General features: G+C 61.3%; 36 protein-coding genes and 1 tRNA gene. 16 read left to right on the plus strand and 21 right to left on the minus strand.

The features are described from left to right. Positions 1–158 precede the first annotated feature (158 nt). The gene (locus IPK75_20395; GenBank protein ID MBK8200704.1) at positions 159–527 is read right to left on the minus strand and encodes a hypothetical protein; all 369 of its coding nucleotides are present in this window, start codon (positions 525–527) and stop codon (positions 159–161) included. 182 nt (positions 528–709) lie between these two features. Between IPK75_20395 and IPK75_20400 the strand changes: the two genes are divergently transcribed. The 16 genes from IPK75_20400 (at position 710) to IPK75_20475 (ending at position 10,160) form a co-directional block, all read left to right on the plus strand. Beyond that, a complete protein-coding gene (locus IPK75_20400) occupies positions 710–937 on the plus strand; it encodes a hypothetical protein (GenBank protein MBK8200705.1) in 228 nt (75 codons plus the stop codon). A gap of 3 nt (positions 938–940) precedes the next feature. Continuing rightward, positions 941–1,237: a hypothetical protein gene (locus IPK75_20405; protein MBK8200706.1), complete on the plus strand. Its 297-nt coding sequence runs from the start codon at positions 941–943 to the stop codon at positions 1,235–1,237. Between the two features lie 91 nt (positions 1,238–1,328). After that, positions 1,329–1,904: a phosphohydrolase gene (locus tag IPK75_20410; protein MBK8200707.1), complete on the plus strand. Its 576-nt coding sequence runs from the start codon at positions 1,329–1,331 to the stop codon at positions 1,902–1,904. 5 nt (positions 1,905–1,909) lie between these two features. Next, on the plus strand, positions 1,910–2,212 hold the full coding sequence (locus IPK75_20415; GenBank protein MBK8200708.1) for a hypothetical protein: 303 nt from the start codon (positions 1,910–1,912) through the stop codon (positions 2,210–2,212). Then, a complete protein-coding gene (locus tag IPK75_20420; GenBank protein MBK8200709.1) occupies positions 2,202–2,612 on the plus strand; it encodes a hypothetical protein in 411 nt (136 codons plus the stop codon). The genes IPK75_20415 and IPK75_20420 overlap by 11 nt, the downstream gene beginning before the upstream one ends. A gap of 128 nt (positions 2,613–2,740) precedes the next feature. Continuing rightward, positions 2,741–3,526, plus strand: a complete 786-nt coding sequence (locus IPK75_20425; GenBank protein MBK8200710.1) for a hypothetical protein — start codon at positions 2,741–2,743, stop codon at positions 3,524–3,526. A gap of 40 nt (positions 3,527–3,566) precedes the next feature. After that, positions 3,567–3,779 carry a hypothetical protein gene (locus tag IPK75_20430; protein ID MBK8200711.1) on the plus strand — a complete coding sequence of 71 codons (213 nt, stop codon included), beginning with the start codon at positions 3,567–3,569 and terminating at the stop codon, positions 3,777–3,779. Continuing rightward, positions 3,776–4,105, plus strand: a complete 330-nt coding sequence (locus IPK75_20435) for a hypothetical protein (protein MBK8200712.1) — start codon at positions 3,776–3,778, stop codon at positions 4,103–4,105. The genes IPK75_20430 and IPK75_20435 overlap by 4 nt, the downstream gene beginning before the upstream one ends. Before the next feature lie 201 nt (positions 4,106–4,306). Then, complete coding sequence (locus tag IPK75_20440) at positions 4,307–5,848, plus strand: hypothetical protein (GenBank protein ID MBK8200713.1); 1,542 nt, start codon at positions 4,307–4,309, stop codon at positions 5,846–5,848. Positions 5,849–5,860: 12 nt separating this feature from the next. After that, entirely contained in the window at positions 5,861–6,157 is a 297-nt protein-coding gene (locus tag IPK75_20445) for a hypothetical protein (protein MBK8200714.1), read from the plus strand. A gap of 22 nt (positions 6,158–6,179) precedes the next feature. Then, the gene (locus IPK75_20450) at positions 6,180–6,884 is read left to right on the plus strand and encodes a hypothetical protein (GenBank protein MBK8200715.1); all 705 of its coding nucleotides are present in this window, start codon (positions 6,180–6,182) and stop codon (positions 6,882–6,884) included. A 335-nt stretch (positions 6,885–7,219) separates the two neighbouring features. Further along, positions 7,220–7,522 (plus strand): hypothetical protein, encoded by a 303-nt coding sequence (locus IPK75_20455; GenBank protein ID MBK8200716.1) that lies wholly within the window; start codon positions 7,220–7,222, stop codon positions 7,520–7,522. Between the two features lie 99 nt (positions 7,523–7,621). Further along, on the plus strand, positions 7,622–8,050 hold the full coding sequence (locus IPK75_20460; GenBank protein MBK8200717.1) for a hypothetical protein: 429 nt from the start codon (positions 7,622–7,624) through the stop codon (positions 8,048–8,050). Then, positions 8,050–8,670: a hypothetical protein gene (locus tag IPK75_20465; protein MBK8200718.1), complete on the plus strand. Its 621-nt coding sequence runs from the start codon at positions 8,050–8,052 to the stop codon at positions 8,668–8,670. Before IPK75_20460 ends, IPK75_20465 begins: the two co-directional genes overlap by 1 nt. A 270-nt stretch (positions 8,671–8,940) precedes the next feature. After that, the gene (locus IPK75_20470; GenBank protein MBK8200719.1) at positions 8,941–9,678 is read left to right on the plus strand and encodes a SprT-like domain-containing protein; all 738 of its coding nucleotides are present in this window, start codon (positions 8,941–8,943) and stop codon (positions 9,676–9,678) included. 125 nt (positions 9,679–9,803) lie between these two features. Beyond that, positions 9,804–10,160 (plus strand): hypothetical protein, encoded by a 357-nt coding sequence (locus IPK75_20475; GenBank protein MBK8200720.1) that lies wholly within the window; start codon positions 9,804–9,806, stop codon positions 10,158–10,160. A gap of 249 nt (positions 10,161–10,409) precedes the next feature. On the opposite strand, the gene IPK75_20480 is transcribed toward IPK75_20475, so the two are convergent. From IPK75_20480 to IPK75_20575, 20 genes are all read right to left on the minus strand, one after another. Further along, a tRNA-Met gene (locus IPK75_20480) sits at positions 10,410–10,487 on the minus strand. A gap of 14 nt (positions 10,488–10,501) precedes the next feature. Beyond that, positions 10,502–10,765 (minus strand): hypothetical protein, encoded by a 264-nt coding sequence (locus IPK75_20485; protein MBK8200721.1) that lies wholly within the window; start codon positions 10,763–10,765, stop codon positions 10,502–10,504. A 400-nt stretch (positions 10,766–11,165) separates the two neighbouring features. Further along, the gene (locus IPK75_20490; GenBank protein MBK8200722.1) at positions 11,166–11,549 is read right to left on the minus strand and encodes a M15 family metallopeptidase; all 384 of its coding nucleotides are present in this window, start codon (positions 11,547–11,549) and stop codon (positions 11,166–11,168) included. Then, positions 11,546–11,875 carry a hypothetical protein gene (locus tag IPK75_20495; GenBank protein ID MBK8200723.1) on the minus strand — a complete coding sequence of 110 codons (330 nt, stop codon included), beginning with the start codon at positions 11,873–11,875 and terminating at the stop codon, positions 11,546–11,548. Before IPK75_20495 ends, IPK75_20490 begins: the two co-directional genes overlap by 4 nt. Before the next feature lie 29 nt (positions 11,876–11,904). Continuing rightward, a complete protein-coding gene (locus IPK75_20500) occupies positions 11,905–12,216 on the minus strand; it encodes a hypothetical protein (protein ID MBK8200724.1) in 312 nt (103 codons plus the stop codon). Beyond that, a complete protein-coding gene (locus IPK75_20505) occupies positions 12,206–12,475 on the minus strand; it encodes a hypothetical protein (GenBank protein ID MBK8200725.1) in 270 nt (89 codons plus the stop codon). The genes IPK75_20500 and IPK75_20505 overlap by 11 nt, the downstream gene beginning before the upstream one ends. 32 nt (positions 12,476–12,507) lie before the next feature. Further along, complete coding sequence (locus IPK75_20510) at positions 12,508–13,161, minus strand: hypothetical protein (GenBank protein MBK8200726.1); 654 nt, start codon at positions 13,159–13,161, stop codon at positions 12,508–12,510. Next, a complete protein-coding gene (locus tag IPK75_20515; protein MBK8200727.1) occupies positions 13,158–13,490 on the minus strand; it encodes a hypothetical protein in 333 nt (110 codons plus the stop codon). The genes IPK75_20510 and IPK75_20515 overlap by 4 nt, the downstream gene beginning before the upstream one ends. Before the next feature lie 11 nt (positions 13,491–13,501). Next, positions 13,502–14,113, minus strand: a complete 612-nt coding sequence (locus IPK75_20520; GenBank protein ID MBK8200728.1) for a hypothetical protein — start codon at positions 14,111–14,113, stop codon at positions 13,502–13,504. Between the two features lie 7 nt (positions 14,114–14,120). Further along, positions 14,121–14,312, minus strand: coding sequence for a hypothetical protein (locus IPK75_20525; protein ID MBK8200729.1), 192 nt, complete (start codon positions 14,310–14,312; stop codon positions 14,121–14,123). Between the two features lie 5 nt (positions 14,313–14,317). Beyond that, positions 14,318–14,776 (minus strand): hypothetical protein, encoded by a 459-nt coding sequence (locus IPK75_20530; GenBank protein MBK8200730.1) that lies wholly within the window; start codon positions 14,774–14,776, stop codon positions 14,318–14,320. 9 nt (positions 14,777–14,785) lie between these two features. Continuing rightward, the gene (locus tag IPK75_20535) at positions 14,786–15,130 is read right to left on the minus strand and encodes a hypothetical protein (GenBank protein MBK8200731.1); all 345 of its coding nucleotides are present in this window, start codon (positions 15,128–15,130) and stop codon (positions 14,786–14,788) included. A 217-nt stretch (positions 15,131–15,347) separates the two neighbouring features. After that, positions 15,348–15,857 (minus strand): hypothetical protein, encoded by a 510-nt coding sequence (locus tag IPK75_20540; protein ID MBK8200732.1) that lies wholly within the window; start codon positions 15,855–15,857, stop codon positions 15,348–15,350. A gap of 15 nt (positions 15,858–15,872) precedes the next feature. Next, positions 15,873–16,367, minus strand: a complete 495-nt coding sequence (locus IPK75_20545) for a hypothetical protein (protein MBK8200733.1) — start codon at positions 16,365–16,367, stop codon at positions 15,873–15,875. Positions 16,368–16,451: 84 nt separating this feature from the next. Continuing rightward, positions 16,452–16,763 carry a hypothetical protein gene (locus tag IPK75_20550; GenBank protein MBK8200734.1) on the minus strand — a complete coding sequence of 104 codons (312 nt, stop codon included), beginning with the start codon at positions 16,761–16,763 and terminating at the stop codon, positions 16,452–16,454. Next, positions 16,760–17,170, minus strand: coding sequence for a hypothetical protein (locus IPK75_20555; GenBank protein ID MBK8200735.1), 411 nt, complete (start codon positions 17,168–17,170; stop codon positions 16,760–16,762). Before IPK75_20555 ends, IPK75_20550 begins: the two co-directional genes overlap by 4 nt. Continuing rightward, on the minus strand, positions 17,163–18,110 hold the full coding sequence (locus IPK75_20560; GenBank protein ID MBK8200736.1) for a hypothetical protein: 948 nt from the start codon (positions 18,108–18,110) through the stop codon (positions 17,163–17,165). Before IPK75_20560 ends, IPK75_20555 begins: the two co-directional genes overlap by 8 nt. 141 nt (positions 18,111–18,251) lie before the next feature. After that, complete coding sequence (locus IPK75_20565) at positions 18,252–18,425, minus strand: hypothetical protein (GenBank protein ID MBK8200737.1); 174 nt, start codon at positions 18,423–18,425, stop codon at positions 18,252–18,254. Positions 18,426–18,569: 144 nt separating this feature from the next. Continuing rightward, the gene (locus tag IPK75_20570; GenBank protein ID MBK8200738.1) at positions 18,570–18,905 is read right to left on the minus strand and encodes a hypothetical protein; all 336 of its coding nucleotides are present in this window, start codon (positions 18,903–18,905) and stop codon (positions 18,570–18,572) included. A 19-nt stretch (positions 18,906–18,924) separates the two neighbouring features. Further along, positions 18,925–19,167 carry a hypothetical protein gene (locus tag IPK75_20575; GenBank protein MBK8200739.1) on the minus strand — a complete coding sequence of 81 codons (243 nt, stop codon included), beginning with the start codon at positions 19,165–19,167 and terminating at the stop codon, positions 18,925–18,927. Positions 19,168–20,223: the final 1,056 nt, after the last annotated feature.

Here is a 20,223-nt window from a genome sequence, read left to right on the forward strand (position 1 = left end):
CCACAAGCAATAAAAAATCGCCGGCGTGTCCAAACTGGAAAGGACCCGCCGGCGTGTTAGTGAGTATGAATCGTCTTCGGAGGAGAACCCGGCCACTTCCTACGGATGGCCAGGACTCATCGAAAAACGATAGCACAAGGGGATCGAATGCAGTAGGCCTAATTTCCCATTGGTACTTTTACCAGCGGAAGCGCGCCGCCGACGCTGGACAGATCGACCGGCGCGGCCACTTCGGCCACCGTTTCCGCCAGCGCCGCCGATTCATCGGGAGGCGCCTCTAGCGCCGCCGGCGCGGGTGGCAAAATTTCAGAATCGCCCACTATGTAGGTGAAGCCTGGCACTTGTGGCATTTTGGCCAGCGCCGCCGCCGCCTCACCATCAGAGGGAAAATCCCATTCGACCAGGCGAAGCGCGTTTGCTTCCCTGGATTGCACGCGATCGGGAGCCCGATCTAGCCGGCGCTCCATTTCAGCTTCGGCCATTTCATTGATGACGTGGCCATAACGGACAACTAGGGTATGGGTCATGGGATAAGCATACACGACAAACGGCGCCGCCCAGCCTGCTACGTTTGGACGGCGCCGTTTTAGACCCAGGCCCAGCCACGGACCTTTTGCACTCGCAGGCTAACACGCGGCCAGGCCTGGCCGCAAACCTGGCGCCGCCGGCCTATTGCGCACCGACACCGGCCAGGCGTAGAATCTCCCGTATGGCCAAAAAATCCATTACATCCAAAACCGCGAAGCGCGCCGCCGCGCCCGTATCGCTCCAGACCGTGCATATTAAGCTACCCGTGGACCTCGTGGGCAAGGCCCGCGTGGCCGCAAGCCAGCGCGGCCTGCGATCGCTCAATGCCTACCTTGTGGAATTGCTCACCGTTGCCACGAAGGGCATGAAGGCCCCCAAGGCCCCGAGAGCCACAACCAAGGCCGCGTAACCAATGCCAGGCAAGAAACGGCGCCGGAAGCCCAGCGGCCTGGATTACTTTTTCGACCGCATCGAGCAATTCATGGATGAAGCCTTGGGACAACAGCCGCAAAGGCCGAACCAAGCGCAAACCACGCGGCCCGCCGTCGAGATCGACCCCGAGGAGTTCGCCCTATACCAGGAAGTCATGGCTATGGGATTCCGCTACGCCCTGGCGAAGTACCACCCCGAGGGGAAAGAACCGGACAACGAGAAAATGAAGAAACTAACCGCGCTGAAAGCGCAGTTTAAGGAACGCGGAATCATTTGATACCGCCCAACTTCGGCCCGTAACCGCCATTGCGGAGCCGACGCCGGCCTGGCCGTAGCTTTGCCGCCAGCGATCAGGCCGGCGCCCCCTCATGGCGCCAATCAGTGAGGAAAATATGCACCCAGCCAGCGTACCGCCCAATCCGAACGAACTATGGTTTATGACTCGCAGCGGGATCAAGTTTTACCCAGCGCGCCCGCGACCAGAAGACGTATCTATCGCTGATATTGCATCAGCCCTGGCCAAAACGGCCAGATTCAACGGCCACACCTTCGAGTTTTACTCAGTGGCCCAGCATTCCGGCATCGTGGCCGATACGGTCAAAGACGCGCGCTACAAACGGGAAGCGCTATTGCACGATGCGGCAGAGGCCTACACCGGCGACCTAATCAGGCCGATCAAGGTTCAGCCTGGCCTGGCCGGATTCCGCGAGATCGAGGAACGAATAGAGCGCGTAATTGCCGAGCGCTTCGGCCTCATCTACCCGTGGCCAGGTGAAATCAAAGAGGCCGATCTGTTGGTGCTTTACACCGAAGATCGGGACTTGCGGCCTAGCGCCTGGCACGATCGCCCGACACTACCCGAACGCATCGTGCCGGCGCCGTGGGAAACCGCCTACGGCATGTTCATGGCCCATTGGCGCGAACTCAACGGAGGAAAGGAGTAACCATCATGGCCACAGCGCGTAAAATAGCCGCCCAGCATCGCCTAAGAGCGATGGCCACGCCGCCCGATCCGGTAGACCTGGCGCAGGCCCGCAACCGCTACCCGACAGAAAACGGCGTGGACGCCAACGTGCAGAGTTACCGCCGCCTACTGGCCGAGCTTGGGACCATCAGCCAATTGGGCGCCAGTCTCCAGAACGCAAACCGCGAGTGCCACGGCACGTTCGAGGCCTTGCGCACGCGGTTTTACTACGGCCTGGAATTGTTGGATGCGATCGCACCCCGGAAAGATCAAGACGATGAAAATTAACCGCCGCACCGCCAACGCCCTCGTGCGCAAACTCGAAAGGCTACGCGCGCGACTCAGCAAGGAAAAACACCCGCGCCCACTCTGGAACGTAAAAGGAGAATGGCCGGCCTTGCGCACAATCGCCGACCCGGCCAAACGCCGGCGCGTAAAAGCAGCCAAGGCCAAAGAGGCCAAGCTAGTGAAGTGGCAAACGGACCTTAGAAACCTACTGCCACTGATCGAGGAATACTTGCAGGCGAAAGACGCCCGCCAGTTTCAGGTGTTCGTTTCACTGCGAACCGTGCACGCGGCCAAGCACCACAACATGAACTCGCAAGACCTACTCAGCCACGGCGCCGCCATGGCCGACCTGGCCACGGCCATAAAGACAATCAAGACCACCAGCGAGGTAACGAAATGAGAGTAGGGACCAGGCGCCGCGTACTTCGCCGCCGCGCCACGATCACGAGCAAGCGCACCGACCTAACCGGCATCGAGGCCGTGATAGATTGCCGGCCAATTTGGAAGCGCACCGACAACAAAGACAACATGCGCGCCCGCATCCAAAAGCGATCGGAGGAAGACTTTGCCACCGCCACGATCGTGATTCCCGAATTGCCCGCCCTTGTGCTCACGCCGCGCGAGGCCAAGATTATAGCCAGGGACCTGGCGCGCCTGGCTAAGTGGGCATTGCGCAAGGGTAGCGAACTGCAAAACGAGAACCCGCGCGCCAATCCGCCAGGCCGCGCCGCTGTCGAAGTTCCCGAGGAATGCAGCGCGGAGGAAGCCGCCGACAGCCAGAGCCGCCGCGAACTCATGCAAACCTACGCCGATGGATGGAACCAAGGCGTGCGGATCGGACAGCATGCAATCTGGCACTACGACCCTAAACGCCTTGAACGCTCCAGAACAGTGAGCGTAATTTCTCAGGCGCGCGTAACCCAGCGCGCGGGCGCCTGGCGCGCCGTTGTGACCGTCACCAACAACGAAGGCGCGGGAATGTACGAGGCCGACTTGCAAGGCCTGGAGTTAATCGACCCCGAGCTACGCGGCCACCCTCACGCCGCCGCGATCCAGCGCACACGCGGATACGTGGCCACCTTCAACGAATCGAACAAATCAGGCCGCTTGCTCTACATTTGGGATGGTAGCGACCCAGCCAGGCCGCAGAGCCTTTGCCCGCCTGGCGCTTACTTCGAGATTGCCCACCCCGCTGTAGTGACGATGGGCGAACAAGGCGAACCCCTGCCCCGCGTAATCGTGCGCGCGCTCGTAGGTGGCCGCGAATATTCAATGGACCCCCACTATCTAGCCGCAGTGGGAGAACAGCACTAAGGAGCCCGCAACGATGGAACAAAGACCCAAACAGCCAACCATGGACGAACTCAACGCACAGGTGAATTACTGGAATGAACACTATCCGATCGGCACCGCCGTGAAATTCCAGCCCGTGCTGGGGATCAACGAGTTTGTGGCCGGAAACACCACCAGCATGGCCTATATTCTTTCCGGCCATACCGCCGTGGTGCACATCACCAACCGCGCCGGATGCGTAGGCCTCACGCATTGCAAAGCCGTGGAAGCATGAGCAAGGCAAGACGGCCACCAATATGGCCAAAAATCGAGAAGGCACACCGGATATGCACATGGTGGAACCTTCGCACCGATTCACAGGCCGAATGCAGAGTGGAAGGCGAAGGCCCGATGCACGGCCAGGAAGTGCGCACGATCGGCCAGGCCTTCGTGCGCTTCGCCCCGTTCACGCCCGTGGCATCGGTCCAAGTGCGCAACCTGGCCGGCGACCAAGTAGCCATCGTGGACGTGGCCGCGCTAGTGTTATCAGACAGAGTGAAGCATGCAGCCCTTACCCTCATCGCGCCTGATGCGTTTTTTGAAAGCCTGGTGGACACTTAGCGAACCCGGCGCCGCCGTGTTTCTGCGCAACGGACGCCAGGCCGGCGCGTGGGGTGTTATCAAATTCGCCTGGCGCGAAAGTGAAAGCACGATGAAGTGCAAACGATGCGGCCTTGGCAACCGATGGCACCCGAACCGAGATTGCGCCGGCGAATTTCCGCCGCGCGTCACCACAAAACGACCGAAGGAGATAATCAACCAATGAAACTTCCCAAGATAGGCGCCGCCCTGGCCACCGTGGCCGTGGCCATCGCGCTGTACGCTCAGACGACGCCAGCGCCGCGCAACCTGGCGCCCGTGTTCCCCGGCGCCACTGTATCCGTGATCGCGCCAGATGGCCGCGTGGCCTATGCCCGTCTCGATTCCAGTTTGCAGCTTGTGGCCGATGCGGCCAACGGCAACCAGTTAACCCTGAGAGCCACGGCGCCGGCGTTGGTCGATCGCGTCATTGTGTTCAAGCCGACAGTGGCCGGAACGACCGTAACCCTACCCACGGCGCCCGTGGGCAATTCGCTTGAAATCTCATCGAACGGATGGAACCTATCGGCGCCGGATGACTACAGCCCTGGCCGGCCTGGTGGTGACATTCGTACCCAAATGGGCGCCACAACCTGGAGACACCATCAACGTGAGGTATCGCGAGTGAAGCGGTATCTAGTAGCCCTCGCTCTACTCATCGCCGAAGGCGCGTTGGTCTTGTGGATTGCATCGGCGATCGCCGATGCACAGACCACGCCGCGCGCCGAGCAGATCACCGGCATCCGCACCACTTCGCCCGAGTCCGCATGGTGCCCTGGAGAACCGCTCACGCGATCGAGCCCGCAAACCGTGACGATAGGCGCGGCCTGGACACCCGCCGCGCCCTGCTACGCTCATTTCAATCTGACGCCGCCGCAGACGATCGACCCCATTAGCGTTTCGACGTTCACGGCGCCCGCCGTTGTCACCCTCACGCCTGGCGCCTGGCAAGATGACCTCTACGTTTACTTGCAGGCGCCCGCCTTCACCGGCGCCGCGCTATCGCGCCCGCAACGCATCGTGGTGCAGACCACGCGCCCCACGATGGTGCAGTGCTCCAATTGCATCGTGGAGACATCGGGAGCCGGCCAACGCCAATTCCCGGCCTTTTCAATGCCCGTAGGCCTTGTGCGCGTCGAGAACGGCCAGGTGCACCCGAGCCTTGACCCCATCATAAATTCGCACCAGCTTTACATCGGCAGCAATCTAGGCGTGGCCGTTCGCCGCGACGGCGCCGGCATGTGGATCGAACTAAGCCAGGCCCAGCTACAGGCCCAAGCGCAGATAGCCCAGGCCCAAATGGCCATCGGTTCGATCGAGGCCGCGCGCGCCCGCGCCATGGCCCAGCAGCCGCCGGCCACGCAGCGTATGGACGGCCTGGAAAAACAATTTCAGACGGTCCTATCCGAACTGGACGAAATCAGACTCCGCATGCCCGGCAGCAAGGAAGAAATTGCGGACATGCGCCAACAGATCGACCTGGCGAGGGAATCAGCCATGCGAATTTCCGAAGAGGCGATGAACACTAACTCTATGCTGCAATACGAGGCCGAGAGGCGTATAACGCAGATGGAAGAGGAGTACAGGCGCAAAGCCTTACGCATGGACACGGTAGCGAAGGCCGGCGCCGTCTGCCAGGCCGATGGCCCGATATTCGGATACGACGGGAAAACCCCGCTCGTGTGCGAGGCCGGCACCTGGCGCCGTTTCAAAACCAGGAAGTAGGACGAACCCACAATGGCCAAATTAACCGCCCGCCTTTATGACGTGTTCGTAGAGATTCGCACCGCGCGGAAACATGAAGACGTGGACGCCGGCAAGCCTGTATTGCAAAAGGTTTCAGTGGTAGCCCACAGCCAGGAACAAGCGATGGAAGGCGCCGACACCCTTCTACGATCGCCAGGTTACTGGAAACTGCACTATCCCAACCTCATCGACCAGGACATACAAATCCGCGTTGGTGGCGTGAAGTGGTGCAGTCAGGACGATGGCCCGCGCGTGGACGGCATCCACGAGGCAGTGTTGAAACCGTAAGACGACAGAGAGGAATAGACCCATGCTGACAGAGCCCAACCAAAACCCCGCGCCCGCGTTCGCCGCACTGGAGTGGAACGGTAGGAAGTGCGCGAACTCGGATTGCAAGCTAGATCACCTAATTGGCGCAAACCCGGCAACGGAGGAAGCCTTGGGAGAAGTGGCCGGCCCGGATGGCCTGGAATTGTACGCCGCCTTTTTTCGTGGTAGGCAGATCGGCCAGTACACCAGCAGCGTGGCCGCGATGGCCGCGATTAACAAGATGTACGAACGCCACCAGACCGAGCAAGCGAAAATCGTCTACGGCGCGCCCGGAATGGACCCCGACCTAGCCGCCGGCCTCAACCAAGCCATGCTCATGGTGAAAGGCATGATGGGCGGCAACGGCCCGCAGCCCATCGGCCTGGCGATTGGCCGACCAGGTGAACCGCCGCAACTCGCGCAACTGTTCGAGCCGCCGCCGGCGTCAATGAGCGTGCCGGATCTCACCATCGAATCAGAGAACGGCCAGCTAGTGGACGACAATGCGACCATTTCGCCAGTGGCCGCAGAGGCCGCATGCCGCGCCGATCGTGCGTTGCTCGTGGTGCACGCCAAGAATGGTTCGTTTCTTGGCCGCAACCTTGGATTTGAAGGCAACGGAATCAACTTCCGGCCTATTGCCAAAATCTCCAGCGCGATCGACGCCGAATTTATCCCGCCGGCAGACGCGCCGCCGGCAGAGTGACCAGGCCGCGCCATGCCCACCAGCCAGCTACTAGGCCAGGAGGATTGCCCCAGGTGCGGTAATCGCGTCCTGGCCGTTTCCCGTTTCACGCACTACAAACAACCGGACGGCCCTTACTTCGTGCTGTGGGAGATCGCGCACGAGAAGGCAAACAAGATGTGCAGGCGGATGCGGCCATGCAAGATATGGACCACGGCGCCCAGCCTCACCACGGCAGGCCAGGCCCGGACCTTCGCCGAACACGCGCCGGCGCCCAAGTCAAAATTCCTGGCCGAACTGAAACGCACGCTACGAACCCCCACCGTGGCCGAGCGTCGATCGAAGAGCCGCCGGCCATGAAATACGACAAAGACGGAAACGTAAAATGCCGCGTGTGCGGATGCACCGATCGGGAGCCCTGTAACCCGCCGTGCGCCTGGTTCCGAGGTAGCGACCTCTGCACAACGTGCGCGGAGGCGTTGAAGCACTTCGGCGCCTGGCGCGCGATTCTTAAAGCCTGGCGCGAAGTCTCGCACCATGCAAACCTGGCCGCGCTCACGCGCGAGGCCGAACGCTTAGAGGCCATCACAACAGCGACCAAGAACAACGAACAGACCGCGCAACGCGCCGCCGCCCGGCGCCGTTCCAAGACCAATTGATTTCGCAACGCCCTGGCCTGGCGATCGCCGGCGCGTGTTTTCAATAACGCCCCTGCAGGAAACCAGGCCCCCCATTTTGAAACAGCAAGGAAAACCGAAATGCAGACCCCGACCACAGCCATACAAGCCCTGAAGATTTCCCGCCAGGAAGCCCAGCGCGCCGCCGCCATGAGCCCAGCGCGCCGGCCTTCGCTCAATGAAGCGATCCAACACCTGAACGATGCCATACGCGACGAGGAAGAGGACCCGGCGCCCACGAGGAACGGCGCGGCCACGGCGCCGAAGCCTGGCCAGGCGCGCCACAAGTGCGGCGCGATCGACTGCCAGGAGATGATAGCCCCCGAGCTTGCCTTTTGCCGGCGTTGCTGGTTTGCGTTGCCGATCGAAAATCAGCGCGACATACGCCAGGCCTACGATCGTTGGTGTGAAGATGCCAGCGAAGAGAATCGAACCGCGCACCTGGCCGCGATGCGCGCGGCCATGATTCGCTTGCGCGAGAACCCGCCGCGCGATCGGAGGCGCCGCTAATGGGGAAGGCGAAGTATCTACCCGACCTGGCGCGCGTGGTGGAAGCCGTCGAATTCGACGTGGAGCCGATCGCCGCCGGCCACCGCCTGGCCGAACGCCGGCGTATGTTTGTTTATCAGCAAGGCCCGCACCGGAAAACGAGCCTCTATCGCCCCATGCAATTGCAGTGTGGCTATTCGATGAGCGTTCGAGCTATCCAGGTTTCCATCGGTTCATCCGCGCTACTGGAAGACGCGCGCGAGTTCATCGAGCACACCACCATAAAATTACTGATACAACAGCGCTTCGAGTACATCAGCCCACTTATGTGCATGGCATCGACAGAAACGCCATGGTGTCCAATTTGGACGTGCGAACATTGCGGCGCCGTGTTCGTGCAACAGGCCGCATGCCCCGGATGCGGTTCACGATCGTTGAAAGCCGACCTGGCCGCGATCGCCGGCGATGCGCGCTTGGGTTACACGCTAGAGGCCACGTTCCACCCGCGCCTGGCGCCAGAAATTTTGGACGGCGCGGCCTTCGAGGCGATCCTAGAAACCGAGTACCCCGCCGGCCTGGCGCGCCAGGCCCTCACGGTCCTGGTAGCGCTCAAAGGAAACCAGAAAATTCTATTTCAGTGAGGCGCCGCGGATTAAGGTAAACACCCTATGAAACGCCGAGGCCCGTACCTGAAGACCGATACTCACTGGCCACCAGCGCCGCGCGATCGGGAGGTAAACCGGAACGCGGAGGAAAACACCACAGTAGCGCTATGCGGCAAGCGTGTGGACAGTTCACGCATTCGGATATTCAAAAGCCTCGTAACGTGCGCCGCGTGCCGGAAACTACGCAAAGGCGACTAGGGCGAATTCCCGATAGGCCGGCGTGAGATTGTATTGCACAATACAATCATGCCCACAACAGCCACAACAGCCACCGACCCGACACGCCAGCAGTACAACAATCTCCAGCGCGCCTTCGATCTATTCAACGCCGAACTATTCGGCGGAACCTTGCGCCCCGTGCTCATCACCCTGCAACGCAAGGCCGGCAGCAACGGCTATTTCTGGAGCGATCAATTTAAGCGCAGAGGCGCCGCCGAAGGCCCGGCCAGCTTGGATGAAATCGCCCTCAACCCGGACGAGTTCCACCGCACGGATGAAGAGATCCTATCGACCCTGGCGCATGAGATGGCCCACTTGTGGCAGCAGCAGCACGGCAAGCCAGGCCGAGGCCGCTACCACAACCGCCAATGGGCGGAAAAAATGCGCGAGATCGGGTTGCAGCCGACCGACACCGGCGCGCCAGGTGGCAAAGAAACAGGCGACCACATGACGCACCTAATTGTGGCCGGCGGATTGTTCGCCGGCGTTTGCGCCAGGTTGCTCGAATCCGGCCAGGCGATCGACTGGCAGGCCGACACCTTGCCGGCGTTGCCAGGCACGCGCACCACCACCCGCACCGCTGGACAGCAAGGAAGCGAAGACGACGACGAAGAGGCCCAGGCGCCGGCGAAGAAGCAGACGCGCGCAAAATTCACGTGCCCGTTGTGTTCGCTCAACGCATGGGCGAAGCCCGATGCAAACCTGGCGTGCGCGGACTGTTCCGACGTGGACGCCGGCGAACTGGTTATAATGGCCGCACTATAGGTCTGCCAAAAGGCCCTGGACGCATCCACGCTTTACCAGGCCGCTGAAGCAGGAGAATGAACGAATGGCCGGCGCCACACAGGCAACGCCGGCCATTTCGTTTTCCAGCGGCCTATACTGGCAGAATGCAGCAGCCTGGCGCGCTTCCCTTCCTGGACGATCGCCCGAGCTTCGGCCACCTGGCCATGGGCGCCGGCGCGCGCTTCCTATCGCCGCCCGCAGCCGCCGCCGTTGCGCTGTTCTATCTGCTCTACCAGGCCGGCGAACCGGAGCCCTTGCCCAAACAAGATCGGCGACCTGGCCGAGTTCGCCGCCGGCTACCTTGGCGCGGCCAGCCTGCAGCGCCACCCACGAATAACCAGCCATTCCCAGGCCGCGCGATCGCAACCCCTTTGCATGCCGCCGGCGCCGCCGGCGTTACCACCATTTCCCACCAGGTGGCCACCGGCGCCGAAACAGGGCAAACCCTCGCGCGCGCGTAGGGCGCCGTCAATTTTAATTGACCGTTGCAACACGGATACGCCGGCGTTTCCGGCCAGGCGCGCTAGCCTTTGGAGCTACCGCGCGCCGCCCACGATCGCGATTCCCACGCCAGGCGCCGGCCAGGCCGCGCGATCGCCCCCACGCCAGGCAATGACGGCCCAACCTGGCCGCGATCGCCGCAGAGACTCGATTGTATTGTGCAATACAAAAGGCCTGGCGATCGCCGCCAGGCCTCAAGCAAGGAAGTTTGGTTGCGGGGGTGGGATTTGAACGCCACGGCCTCCGGGTTATGAGCCCGGCGCGCTACCAGACTGCGCCACCCCGCACAACGACGATATCACTAGCCGGAATCGGAGACGAGCAGGAACAGCCCGACCGCAGCCGCCGCGCCGGCAGCATAGAGCAAAGTCGGTTCGGGAGTCTCGCCACCGATCGCGGAACTGAACCAGCCCTCTACCCGATCGCCGATCGCGTCGAAGTCGAACCAGGACCCGGCGCCGTTGCCGGCAACGTCCGAACCAGGCCCGCCACCAGGTGGTGAAGGAACGCCGGCGTAGGCCACCGCCGTTTTAGTCTCGGGAGTGACGCCCAACCATTCGGCCACCTTGCGCGCGTAATTGGCCGGATCGTTGTTATCAGACGCCGGCGCGTAGCCCGCATCACGCCCGGCTTGCCGGCGAAGAATTCGTATAGCGGGAGGTCGCGGCCCGCGTTCACGTGGATCTGCTTTTCCAGCGCGGCCCACCCATCGCCCTCAGTGCAGAACTTGACGAACCGCCCGGCCTTGCCCGTTTGGCAGTAGCGAGACGGCGCCCACGTCAGGTTGCCAGGGTTCAGATTGTTGCGCGCCGGCGTGCCGGCGATCGGCCAGCCCTCCATGCGCCCGATCGCTTCGGCGAAGGCCGAGGCGCCCAGCCCTTCCAGGCCCATGTCGTGAGTGATCGAGGGAGGAGGCGCCGGCAAACTTAGCGGAGTCATCAAGGCCGCAGTCAGCGCGTAGGCCATCACTTCGCCCCCGAACGCAAGATGCGTTTTTCCATCACCAACGGACACTCGAAATGTGGCCTATCAACCGGACTTTTCCAGCGGCCACCCCAGCGCAGGCCGAGGCCTTCGCCCAGCTCGCCCAGCCTGAACCATTCAGGATGTTCTGGCGCCCAATTTTTGAGCTTCATCAGTGGCCGTGGTGCTACGTCGATCGCCAGGCCGTGCAAGTGGAGCGAGTCTTTACGCTTCGATGCTCCGATGCGCAAATGCTCCGCTTGCTCCTCAGCCGTGCGCAACGTATCGACCACCACCAAATCGAATCCCGCAGCCTTAGCCGCAGCCAGCAGAGCTTCGGCCATAGGCCTGAATTCGGCGTGCAGATCGGCCAGGCGCTTACTCACGAGCCGCCACCATCCGCCGGCGCGGCCGAGGAATTGCGCCCCTGCAATTGAGGCATGATCGCACCAAGCGCATTGGTGCCCACCAGCAGCCATACGGCGTAGTTTGCCGGCAACCACGCCACGTGTAGCAACTGATCGCCGGCGCCCGCGATCGCGGCCACCAGCGTGAGGACCTGGCCGACGATCGACGCGCGCCCGCCCTTGCGCTTGCCGGTAAGCAGCGAAGGCAGCAGGGACGACGCTATCGAGGTTCCCGCCAGGATCACAACGCCCACCGCCGGCGTGATCTGGCCGGCCTGCACCATCGTGGCGATCACAGCCGCCACACTCGCAATTCCCGCTTGCGCGCCCTTTGTCATTGCTTCCCCTCTTTTCTGAGTTCGCGCACGTCCTGGCGCAAATCGTCTACCTTTTGCTCTACCACCGCCAACCGTTCGCCGATGTTCCGCTGTAGCTGATCGGTCAACACGCGCACGGCCTGTTCCTGCGAAGGCGCCGGCGCTTGCATGATTCGATCGCCCATCAGCGCGGCGCCAGCAGCCAGAGCCGCCGCTAGGAGATTGCCGAAGATGAGCACAGGCACACGAATGGTGATCGTGGCCCCGGCGCGGCCCTCCGATCGCGGCATCAGCGTTTCGTGCGCCCCGTATGTGTGTTCAGTAGGCATAGTCCGCTTTGGAACGTTCCGGCGCGCCGCGCAATCCGCCAAGCGCATGGCCCGGCATGCCTGGCACGCCGCGCCCGACGTTGGCGCCCAGCGCGCCACCCGTCGCAGTTTGGAAATTCAAATCTGTTGTTACCGTGTTTTCAAACGGCGCGATGATCGTAACCGAAACAATCGTGAAGGCCTCCGCGATCGGAGCCGCCAGCACCGCCATACACAAGAACAGAACCACCGCCAGGCGAAATCTCGAAACCTTTTGCATGTTGCCCCCTCTCCTACAATTCTAGGAACTTCCTAAGAAACCCGGATGCACAATTGGCCGTGCTGCGCCGTTGTGCTGGCTGTGTTCGGAACGGTTATCACGATGAACGTGTGACCGTCAAAGGTGAACGTGGTATCAGCCGTAAGCGTATTCTGGACGATCCAGAGCGCATCCCAAGCCATGCCCACAACCTTGGCCTCATTGGTGAATGCCGCAGTGTCGTAGGCAATCCAAGCGTCAGAGATGAACCAGCTATCATCCATGAACCGCCGCCCACCATTGGAAGACGACAGAGAACTACTGATCTGAGCCGAAAACGGTAACACGAAACGCACGGCGCCCTGGCTGTTGTTGTTTACGTTGGTCCCTTCGATCGAGCCCGTGTTGTTCAACTGGTAGACGTTGCCATGAGACGCCGAAACCGAACAGCCGATATAGCTTGGACAGGTGCGCCATGTGGAACGCGCCGTGCCGCTTCCGTCTGCATCGCCATCGCTGATTCCCCATACTGTCGAGTTCGTGACGAAAGGCACATTCCAAGTCGGAACGAATGGCACGCCGGCAGCAGCGAACCGCCGGGAAACGGTCCCGTTAGTCCCGTTCTCATAAATGAAAAACTGGTACTGATTGGCCACGATACGCCACACGCGCGCCGCCGCAGGCAGCAAGAAAAAATCGCCCGTCATGGACGAAGTGCCGGCGCCGTTCCTGGTTTGATTCGGAAGCAGGAGCCGGCGCCCGGATCGTAAAGGCGAATTCGCATCGTGTAGCCTTGCGGCGTGGTGGCCGATTGCAAAACCACGTCGCCCGTGCCAGTGCCACTTACCGCAGTCCAACCCACGCCCGTGAGCACTGGTTCGATGAGTTGCACCGCTTCGGTGCGAGTGCCAGTAATTTGCGTTACCGTCGTGTTCGCACGGGAGCCCGTGGCGTATTCGATGGCGAAGGCCTGGCCGCACAAACACAGCAGCAAGGAAAGAACAGCGAGAAAACGAAACAGCGATTTATCGAGCATGGGAAACCCTTTCAGTATTGAGCTACGCAAACCACCGAAACATCCTGGCCGGCAATCGCCGATCCAATCTGCAATATGTCGATGGTAAGAACGTCGTTTTCCACCAGGCCAGGCGAATCGAAATTGGTAGTGGACGCAGGCCCGACACTACCCGCCGGCAGAGTGAGCGGAGAGCCGCCCGGAAAGATGTTAGTGGCGCCGTTTTTCATGATACGCACCGTCAGATCGGCGCCCGTTGGTGCAGTCTTGGCCGCAATGTAGCACTTGGACAAAGTGACGCCTTGGGTAACGATCACCTTGTTTGTGACATTAGGCAGGACCGCGCACGGCGCGAAGACGCACACCCCAAAGGTGTATTTTTGTTCGGCGCCCGATGGCCCCGTGCCCAAGAAGCGATCGCCAGCAAAAAACACATTGCCGATCGGCCAGATGCCACCGGAATAGTTCACCGTCATGGGGAACGCCGCATTAACAGCCACGGCCCGGATGCGCACGTATGGCCACACGCCGTTCGCCCGTTCGATCGCGAAGGCGCCAGGCAGAGAGGCCGAGTAAAACGCCGACGTCACATCGCGCGAGATCGGAAAATACGTGACGTTATCGAACGAGGCCTCTACCCGCACCGTGAAGCTAGGACACATCGGCCACCGCCGTGGGGAAGTAGACCTGGAACAAGTGAAGGCCTTGGCCGATGTTTTGAATCGGCGCCGATGCTTGCGTGGTGGTGATGCCGCTAAAGACCTGGCGGAATACCACGCTTTGTTGCGCAGGCGCCGCCAGCGCGATGAGAAACAGACAGAGGCCGCGGATTTTGTTTTTCATGGGAATCACAGCACGAAGCGATCGAGCGTTTCAAACAGCACGGGAACGACTGGCAGCACGTGGCCGGAATAGTGCACCGTCATGGGCGCCGATGCCGGCGTGGCAAGCACCGATCGCACGCGCACGTATGGGAACACGCCATAGGCCTTTTGGATGAAGTACACAACGCCGCCCAGCAACTTCGCTTCGATCACGTCAGGCGAGATCGGGAAGTACACCGAGTTATCGTAAGAGGCCTCTATGCGAACTTGAATCGGGTTCACATCGGCCACCGCCGCCGGAAAGATCACCACGAATACGTGCATGCACTGGCCGATGTTGCGCACCGGAGCCGACACCGCCGGCGCGGTAACACCATTGAGCAAGGAAGGCGCGAAGATCGCCTGGTTTTTCGATCCAGCCTGGCCATAGAGGCCAACAGCCAACAGTGCGGCGATCGCCGCGACTCGCAGACACGTGAACATGAGGCCCCCTTATTGTTTCGGCCAGAAATAGCCGGAGAAAGCGCAATAGATGTTCGTGCCCGGACCTGGCGCGAAGCCGCCGGCCACGTCCACTGTGTATTCCACCAATTGCGTGCTACTGACGAGAATGCCGCCGCCCAAGACCTCGCGACCGTTCTGAACGTCGCCAAACGTCACCAGGATGGAATCGTAGTTTTTCACAAACTGGCCATCGCGCCGGATGCGCCAAATCAGATCGCCCGAGCCCTCAAAGAAGCCAGGCCCCGTATAGACGTTGGTGATTTTTGATCGTGCCATCCCAGCCGAACGGCACGGAACAGGCACCAATTGATCGGTGGAGCCCGCCGCCGGCATCGAGATACGCCCACGTAATCGAATGGCTGAGAGCCAGGAGGCGCAACCTCCCACGGTGGATATGCGGCCCGGCACAGCGTGTTCACTGTCACGTTGCCGCCAGGCCCGCCAGGCAGGCCCGGCAGAGTGAGCGAATCGAAGGCGCCCGGAGGCTTCACCGGAAACACGCCGCTTTGCCGGCGCCACAGATCACAAGCCGAGAGAATCGCCGTATACATCAGCAATCGACCTTTCCGCCACGAGGCACCGCGAAGACCAGACAGACCTGCGCATAGTTGGCCAGCGCAGATAGATTTGTCATTTGGACGGTGATAAGGCCCGTTCCGGTAATCATCGCCGGCGCGGGAACGATGAACGGCAATTGGCGCGGGTTGCGCGAGTTGCCCGCCGTTGTCCGCTCATTGGAGTAAGCGGAGAAAAATTCCTTCTGTAGCCCTTTGTCCCACACCTGGAATCGGAACCCTTCCACCTGTTCCGAAAACGTCGTAATCATGGTGAGGAACGAGCCCGGCGTTACGGTTACTTGATCCTCGAAAGAGGACCGCGACGGCAAGGACACATTGGCCGTATCGGGAAACACGCGCGCGAACCAGTTGAACTTGTCTTGATCCACGAACGTAAATAGCGGCCTGACCAGGTTGTACTTACTCATATCCTGGCCAGGCACGCCCGGCCAATGCCCACGGCGCCCGCCGCCGTAGATCGCCAGAGACTTCAATAGCTCCATGGACATATTGGCCCCTTACTGTTTCGGCGCGCGGCGCGGCGGGTAGACCTTCGCACCACTGAACGCCAGTTGGATCGTGTTGTTTGCGTTGCTCACATCCTCAAGATCGAAGCCGATCGAGCCGCCCTTGGGAATGAAGATATGAGGCACAACGATGAACGGCAAAGAGCCATCGCCGAAGATGAGCGAATCGCGCACGCGATCGTTGGTCCCACCCTCGCCCGAGCTTGAATAATACTGTCCCTCGTTGTTGAATAGGCGGATGCGAAAGCCGCCCGTGGCCGTGCGCGTGTTGAGCTTGATTCGGAAATCGGCGTCACCGTTGGTTACGATGCGCTGATTCAGCAACACCTGGAGCGCGGTAAGCGTGACCTGGTAAATGTAGGTGAAAAACCTTTCTTCGCCAGGTTCAAACCCCGTGCCTTCGCAGATCGGGCAGGCCTGCAATTGTTGCGCCCGGTTCTCTACGACGCGCGCGCCGTTGCAATACGTGCAAGGGTATTCAACCATGTTGGTTTCTCCTAATCGGAAGTCATCAGAGCCAGGACAGGAGGCCGGCGCCGTAGCGCCGGCCAGGCCCGCCCATCGAGTTCGTTACTGGACCTCGCGATAGAGAATTCCGTCGAGCACGCAACGGATGTTCAGACCCGTCGAGTCCGCATCGTTGGACGTGGTGAACGTCGTACCGCGCAGACGCACCTGGAAATTCTGGCCTTGCAGAATGTGGATGCCGCGATCAACGCCCCACAGGTTCACCGCGTTCGGATCGGCCACACCGTTGGTGTAGGCCGATTCATCGGACTTGGTGGACGTGCCATAGATGCCGGCGCCGCTGGGGTACAGATCCACGTGGCCTTCGGCGTAAATCTTGTCGCCGATCTCGGAATTCCACATAGAAGTTGTCATTGAGGCGCGCAATGTCGGTCAACTTGTTGCGCGCCGAACAGGAACCGCAACGCGGTTACGAAAAAGTGCTTCGGATCGGGAAGCCGCCCCGCCTGTTTCAGGTTCGTGTCCAATTTGGACTTGGTGGCCGAAAGAGGCGTGGTGAAAAACAGGAAATCGGTTCCCGTGGCCGTGTTGCTTGCGACCGTCAGACGGTCATAGAACATCCACGGCTGAACGTCCGTCCAATCCGGCATGATCGGATTGGCCAGCGCCACGGTGGCCATGAGGCGCCCGCTTGCGCTGTCGAGCTTCACCGGCGCCCGCTTGACGGGACGCCGGTTCATGCCCTTCGTGGCCATGTCGGCAATCACGCCGGCAAAGTCGCGACCGCCCGTAACGGGCATCAGATGATTGAGATTACGCATTGTCTTTGTCTCCTCTGTTTTGAAAAAGTGAGTAGCGGGAAACGCCGCTCACCCCTTGAGCAGGCGCGGAAGGCCGCGACCGCACAAAGTCAGTGACAGCAGACGGCAAAGCCATCTGCGCACTGGTAGCGCCGCGACCATCCGCCGGCGCCAGGGGAACAAAGAACGTGGTGGGAGCAAGGAAGCCCATACCACTATCGCCGCGCACCATCCCCGAGAGTTGCGCGTACTGGCCGAGAGGCGTGTAATCCTGCACCAGGCGCAGGACCAGGCCAACGATTCCGCCCAGCGTCACCATGGCGCCGGCTTGCGGATTCTTGAGCCCACGGCCCACCAGCATGCCCAGCGCAACCGCCGCCAGGCCTACGGCGCCGTAGCCCATGATCCCCGTGTTTTTCTCGCCCAGCGCGAACTGCACGAGCATGCGCGCACCGACCGCGCCGCCGATCACCCACAAGGAGCTAACCAGCATCGTGGAAACGGAGCCCGACCGCATGCCAGGGTTGCGCCGATAGGAGCGCCGCCGGCGATGCGTCACCGAATGCGAACGACGCCGCCGCGTGCCCGGATTCGACCTTACAGGAGCCAAGGCGCGCGTCTGTGCACGCCGGCGTTGAGTGCGCTTGCGGCGAGTGCCGCCGGCGCGCCGTCTCGATTTCTTTGCCGCCATTTTTTTCTTTCCCTTCCGTGTGCCCGGATTGCCGGCGATCGCGGCCAGGCCGAGCGAGATGATTTCGCCACTGTTCTTACGAATCGGGACCGTGGCCGCTACCCGCTTCGTTCTCTTGCCCCTTGCCGCATGGCCGGCAGAGCGTTTCCGCTTCAGAGCCGCCTTTTGCGCCTTGGTGCCAAAGTGTTTGATCTGCTTCGGCGTCAACTTCCGGCGCCGCCGCTGGCCCGGATTGGTTAGAATCCGCGTTGCCTTTTTCACTACCGCCATGAGGCCCCCTTACTGCCACACCGGCCACTTACTTCGTGATCGAGTGAGGCTTTAGAATCGTCACGCGCAACTGAGCGCCCGCCGCGCCCGAACTCATCGTGGTGGTTTTGGTCAACACCACATTTGTGGCGTCTTTCGATGTCACGATCCACGACGAAATCGCGCCGCCGCCACCAGCGGTTCGAGAACCGCCGTTTCCGGCGTAACGCCCAGGCCGTGCGGAATCGTTGCCGTGGTATCGGCATCCGCCGTTGCCTCAACATCGACAACGCGCGAGTTGGCGCCCGCGCGAATAACTGTCAGGTTCACTGCCATGTCTGTTTCCTCCTCTCTTCAAAAGTGGAGGCCGGCCAGGCCGGCCCCGTCTGGTTTACTTCCCGGCCAGCACCGCTTGAACGGCCTGGACAACACCGCGCACGCCTAACAGGTGGTTTACCCACCCGAACACGTCGCCCGGATTCAGCATCCGTGCACCTGGCGGAAGCCGGCCAAATTCCCATCGCCCAACGTCGAGAGCATGAGCCCCGCGTTATGGCCTTTCAACGACGTGCCACCCGCCGCAAATTCCATGTAGATTTGCATGGGCATATCTTCCGGCGCGTCCGATGGCACATCGGATAATTCGATCTCTTCACTGGCCGCAGGTTGCCCCACGGGAACGCGCGGCGTGGTGAGCACGTAGGCGCGTTCGATCGGGAAATTGAGCCCGGCCAGGCGCGCCGACAATGCGGCGAACTGAGCGCGGGTTAAATTCTGAGAAGGCGAGTAGCCTTGCAGGTAGAGAAAGCGTTCCATCGTTTCGACTCCTTAGCGGTTATAGGATTAGATCGAGCGCACGTTGCCGGCGCCCGTTCTTAACAACAGTGCGAACACGCACCGCTGAAACTTTCACAGTCTTGCCCGTGGCGAGCTTGCGCACAGCGGGATTAGAGCGCGCAGCCTTCGGACGCGCGGCCTTGTAGCCGGCCAGAAACCAGCGCTTGATATTCTGCCAGCGCTTCCCCTTCGCTTGGCCCATTTCGAGGCCTTCGCCTTGCAGCACGCGGCGCCAAGCCATCAGCGGATCGGGGTAGGCGTCACGTTCCGAGGCCTTCGCCCCGCGCTGTTTCCAGTAAGTGGCGTTTCCCGCCGGCGCCTTGCTCCCAGGATTGCCGCGCGGCGTGCGTTCAACTTCGGTATGCCAGCCATCATAAAAATCTTCTTCAGCTTTGCCGCGCGAAAATACGTCAAGATGCCCGGGACGTTTCTGCCACGCATCTTTCCAGCTTCCAAACTTTCCCGAGCGGTGGCCAGCCGGCCTTTTTTCTTCCAGGTTGCTTTAGTGACTGTGGCCATTAAAATGGAACCTCGCTAACTCGCGATTGCGTGCGCCCCGAGGCGCGGCGCCGCGACCATATCTCGCGGTTGTACTCGCTTCGTTTGTGGCCTGGCGTGTCTCGAATCATTTGCACGGCCTGATCGACCGGCATAACCGAGCCCGCTTGAGGACACGGAGACATGAGCGCGCCCGACTTGCGATCGCGCCGGCAAATGCTCGATACAGCCGCCACCCACTGGTTAAGAGTTTGGGCGCCACGGCCGGCGGATTCGATTGGACAGTGCGGCGCCCGAGGCCCAAGGCCTTCAGTAACTCCGCATGCCGCGCGTTACACGATCGGCAGGCCCACGCCATGTTCGAGGGATCGTTGTTTTCCTCGTGGCCATCCAGGTGGTGCACCGTGAGGCCTTCGGTTTCGACGCAATACACGCAGCATTTCGCCTTGGCCGGCCAGCGCCTCGTCAGCCACGGCGTTGGCGCGATAGCGTAGCGCGCGATCGCTTACCTCAGCCTGCCCGCCAGGGTTCATGCAAGGAAAACAGCGCTTCACCATAACGGCCAATCAGACGCCGCAATCGCCGGCAGCGCGCGCCGATCGAGCGCTACCACGTTCATGCCGCCCGCCGACGAAGCGCCCGCCGCGTGGATGTCATAGGAATCGAATCCACGATACACGCGCAGCCATTTCCAGCCCTGGCCGGCCGTGCGATTGAGTACCTAGATTGCAGCATCAGCGGCCATCAATGGATAACCCTTGCATCGTCAATCGTATACGCCGCCCCAAATCGAGAGCAG

The sequence above is a fragment of the Acidobacteriota bacterium genome, from assembly GCA_016712445.1.
Taxonomy (GTDB): Bacteria; Pseudomonadota; Alphaproteobacteria; order Caulobacterales; family Hyphomonadaceae; genus Hyphomonas.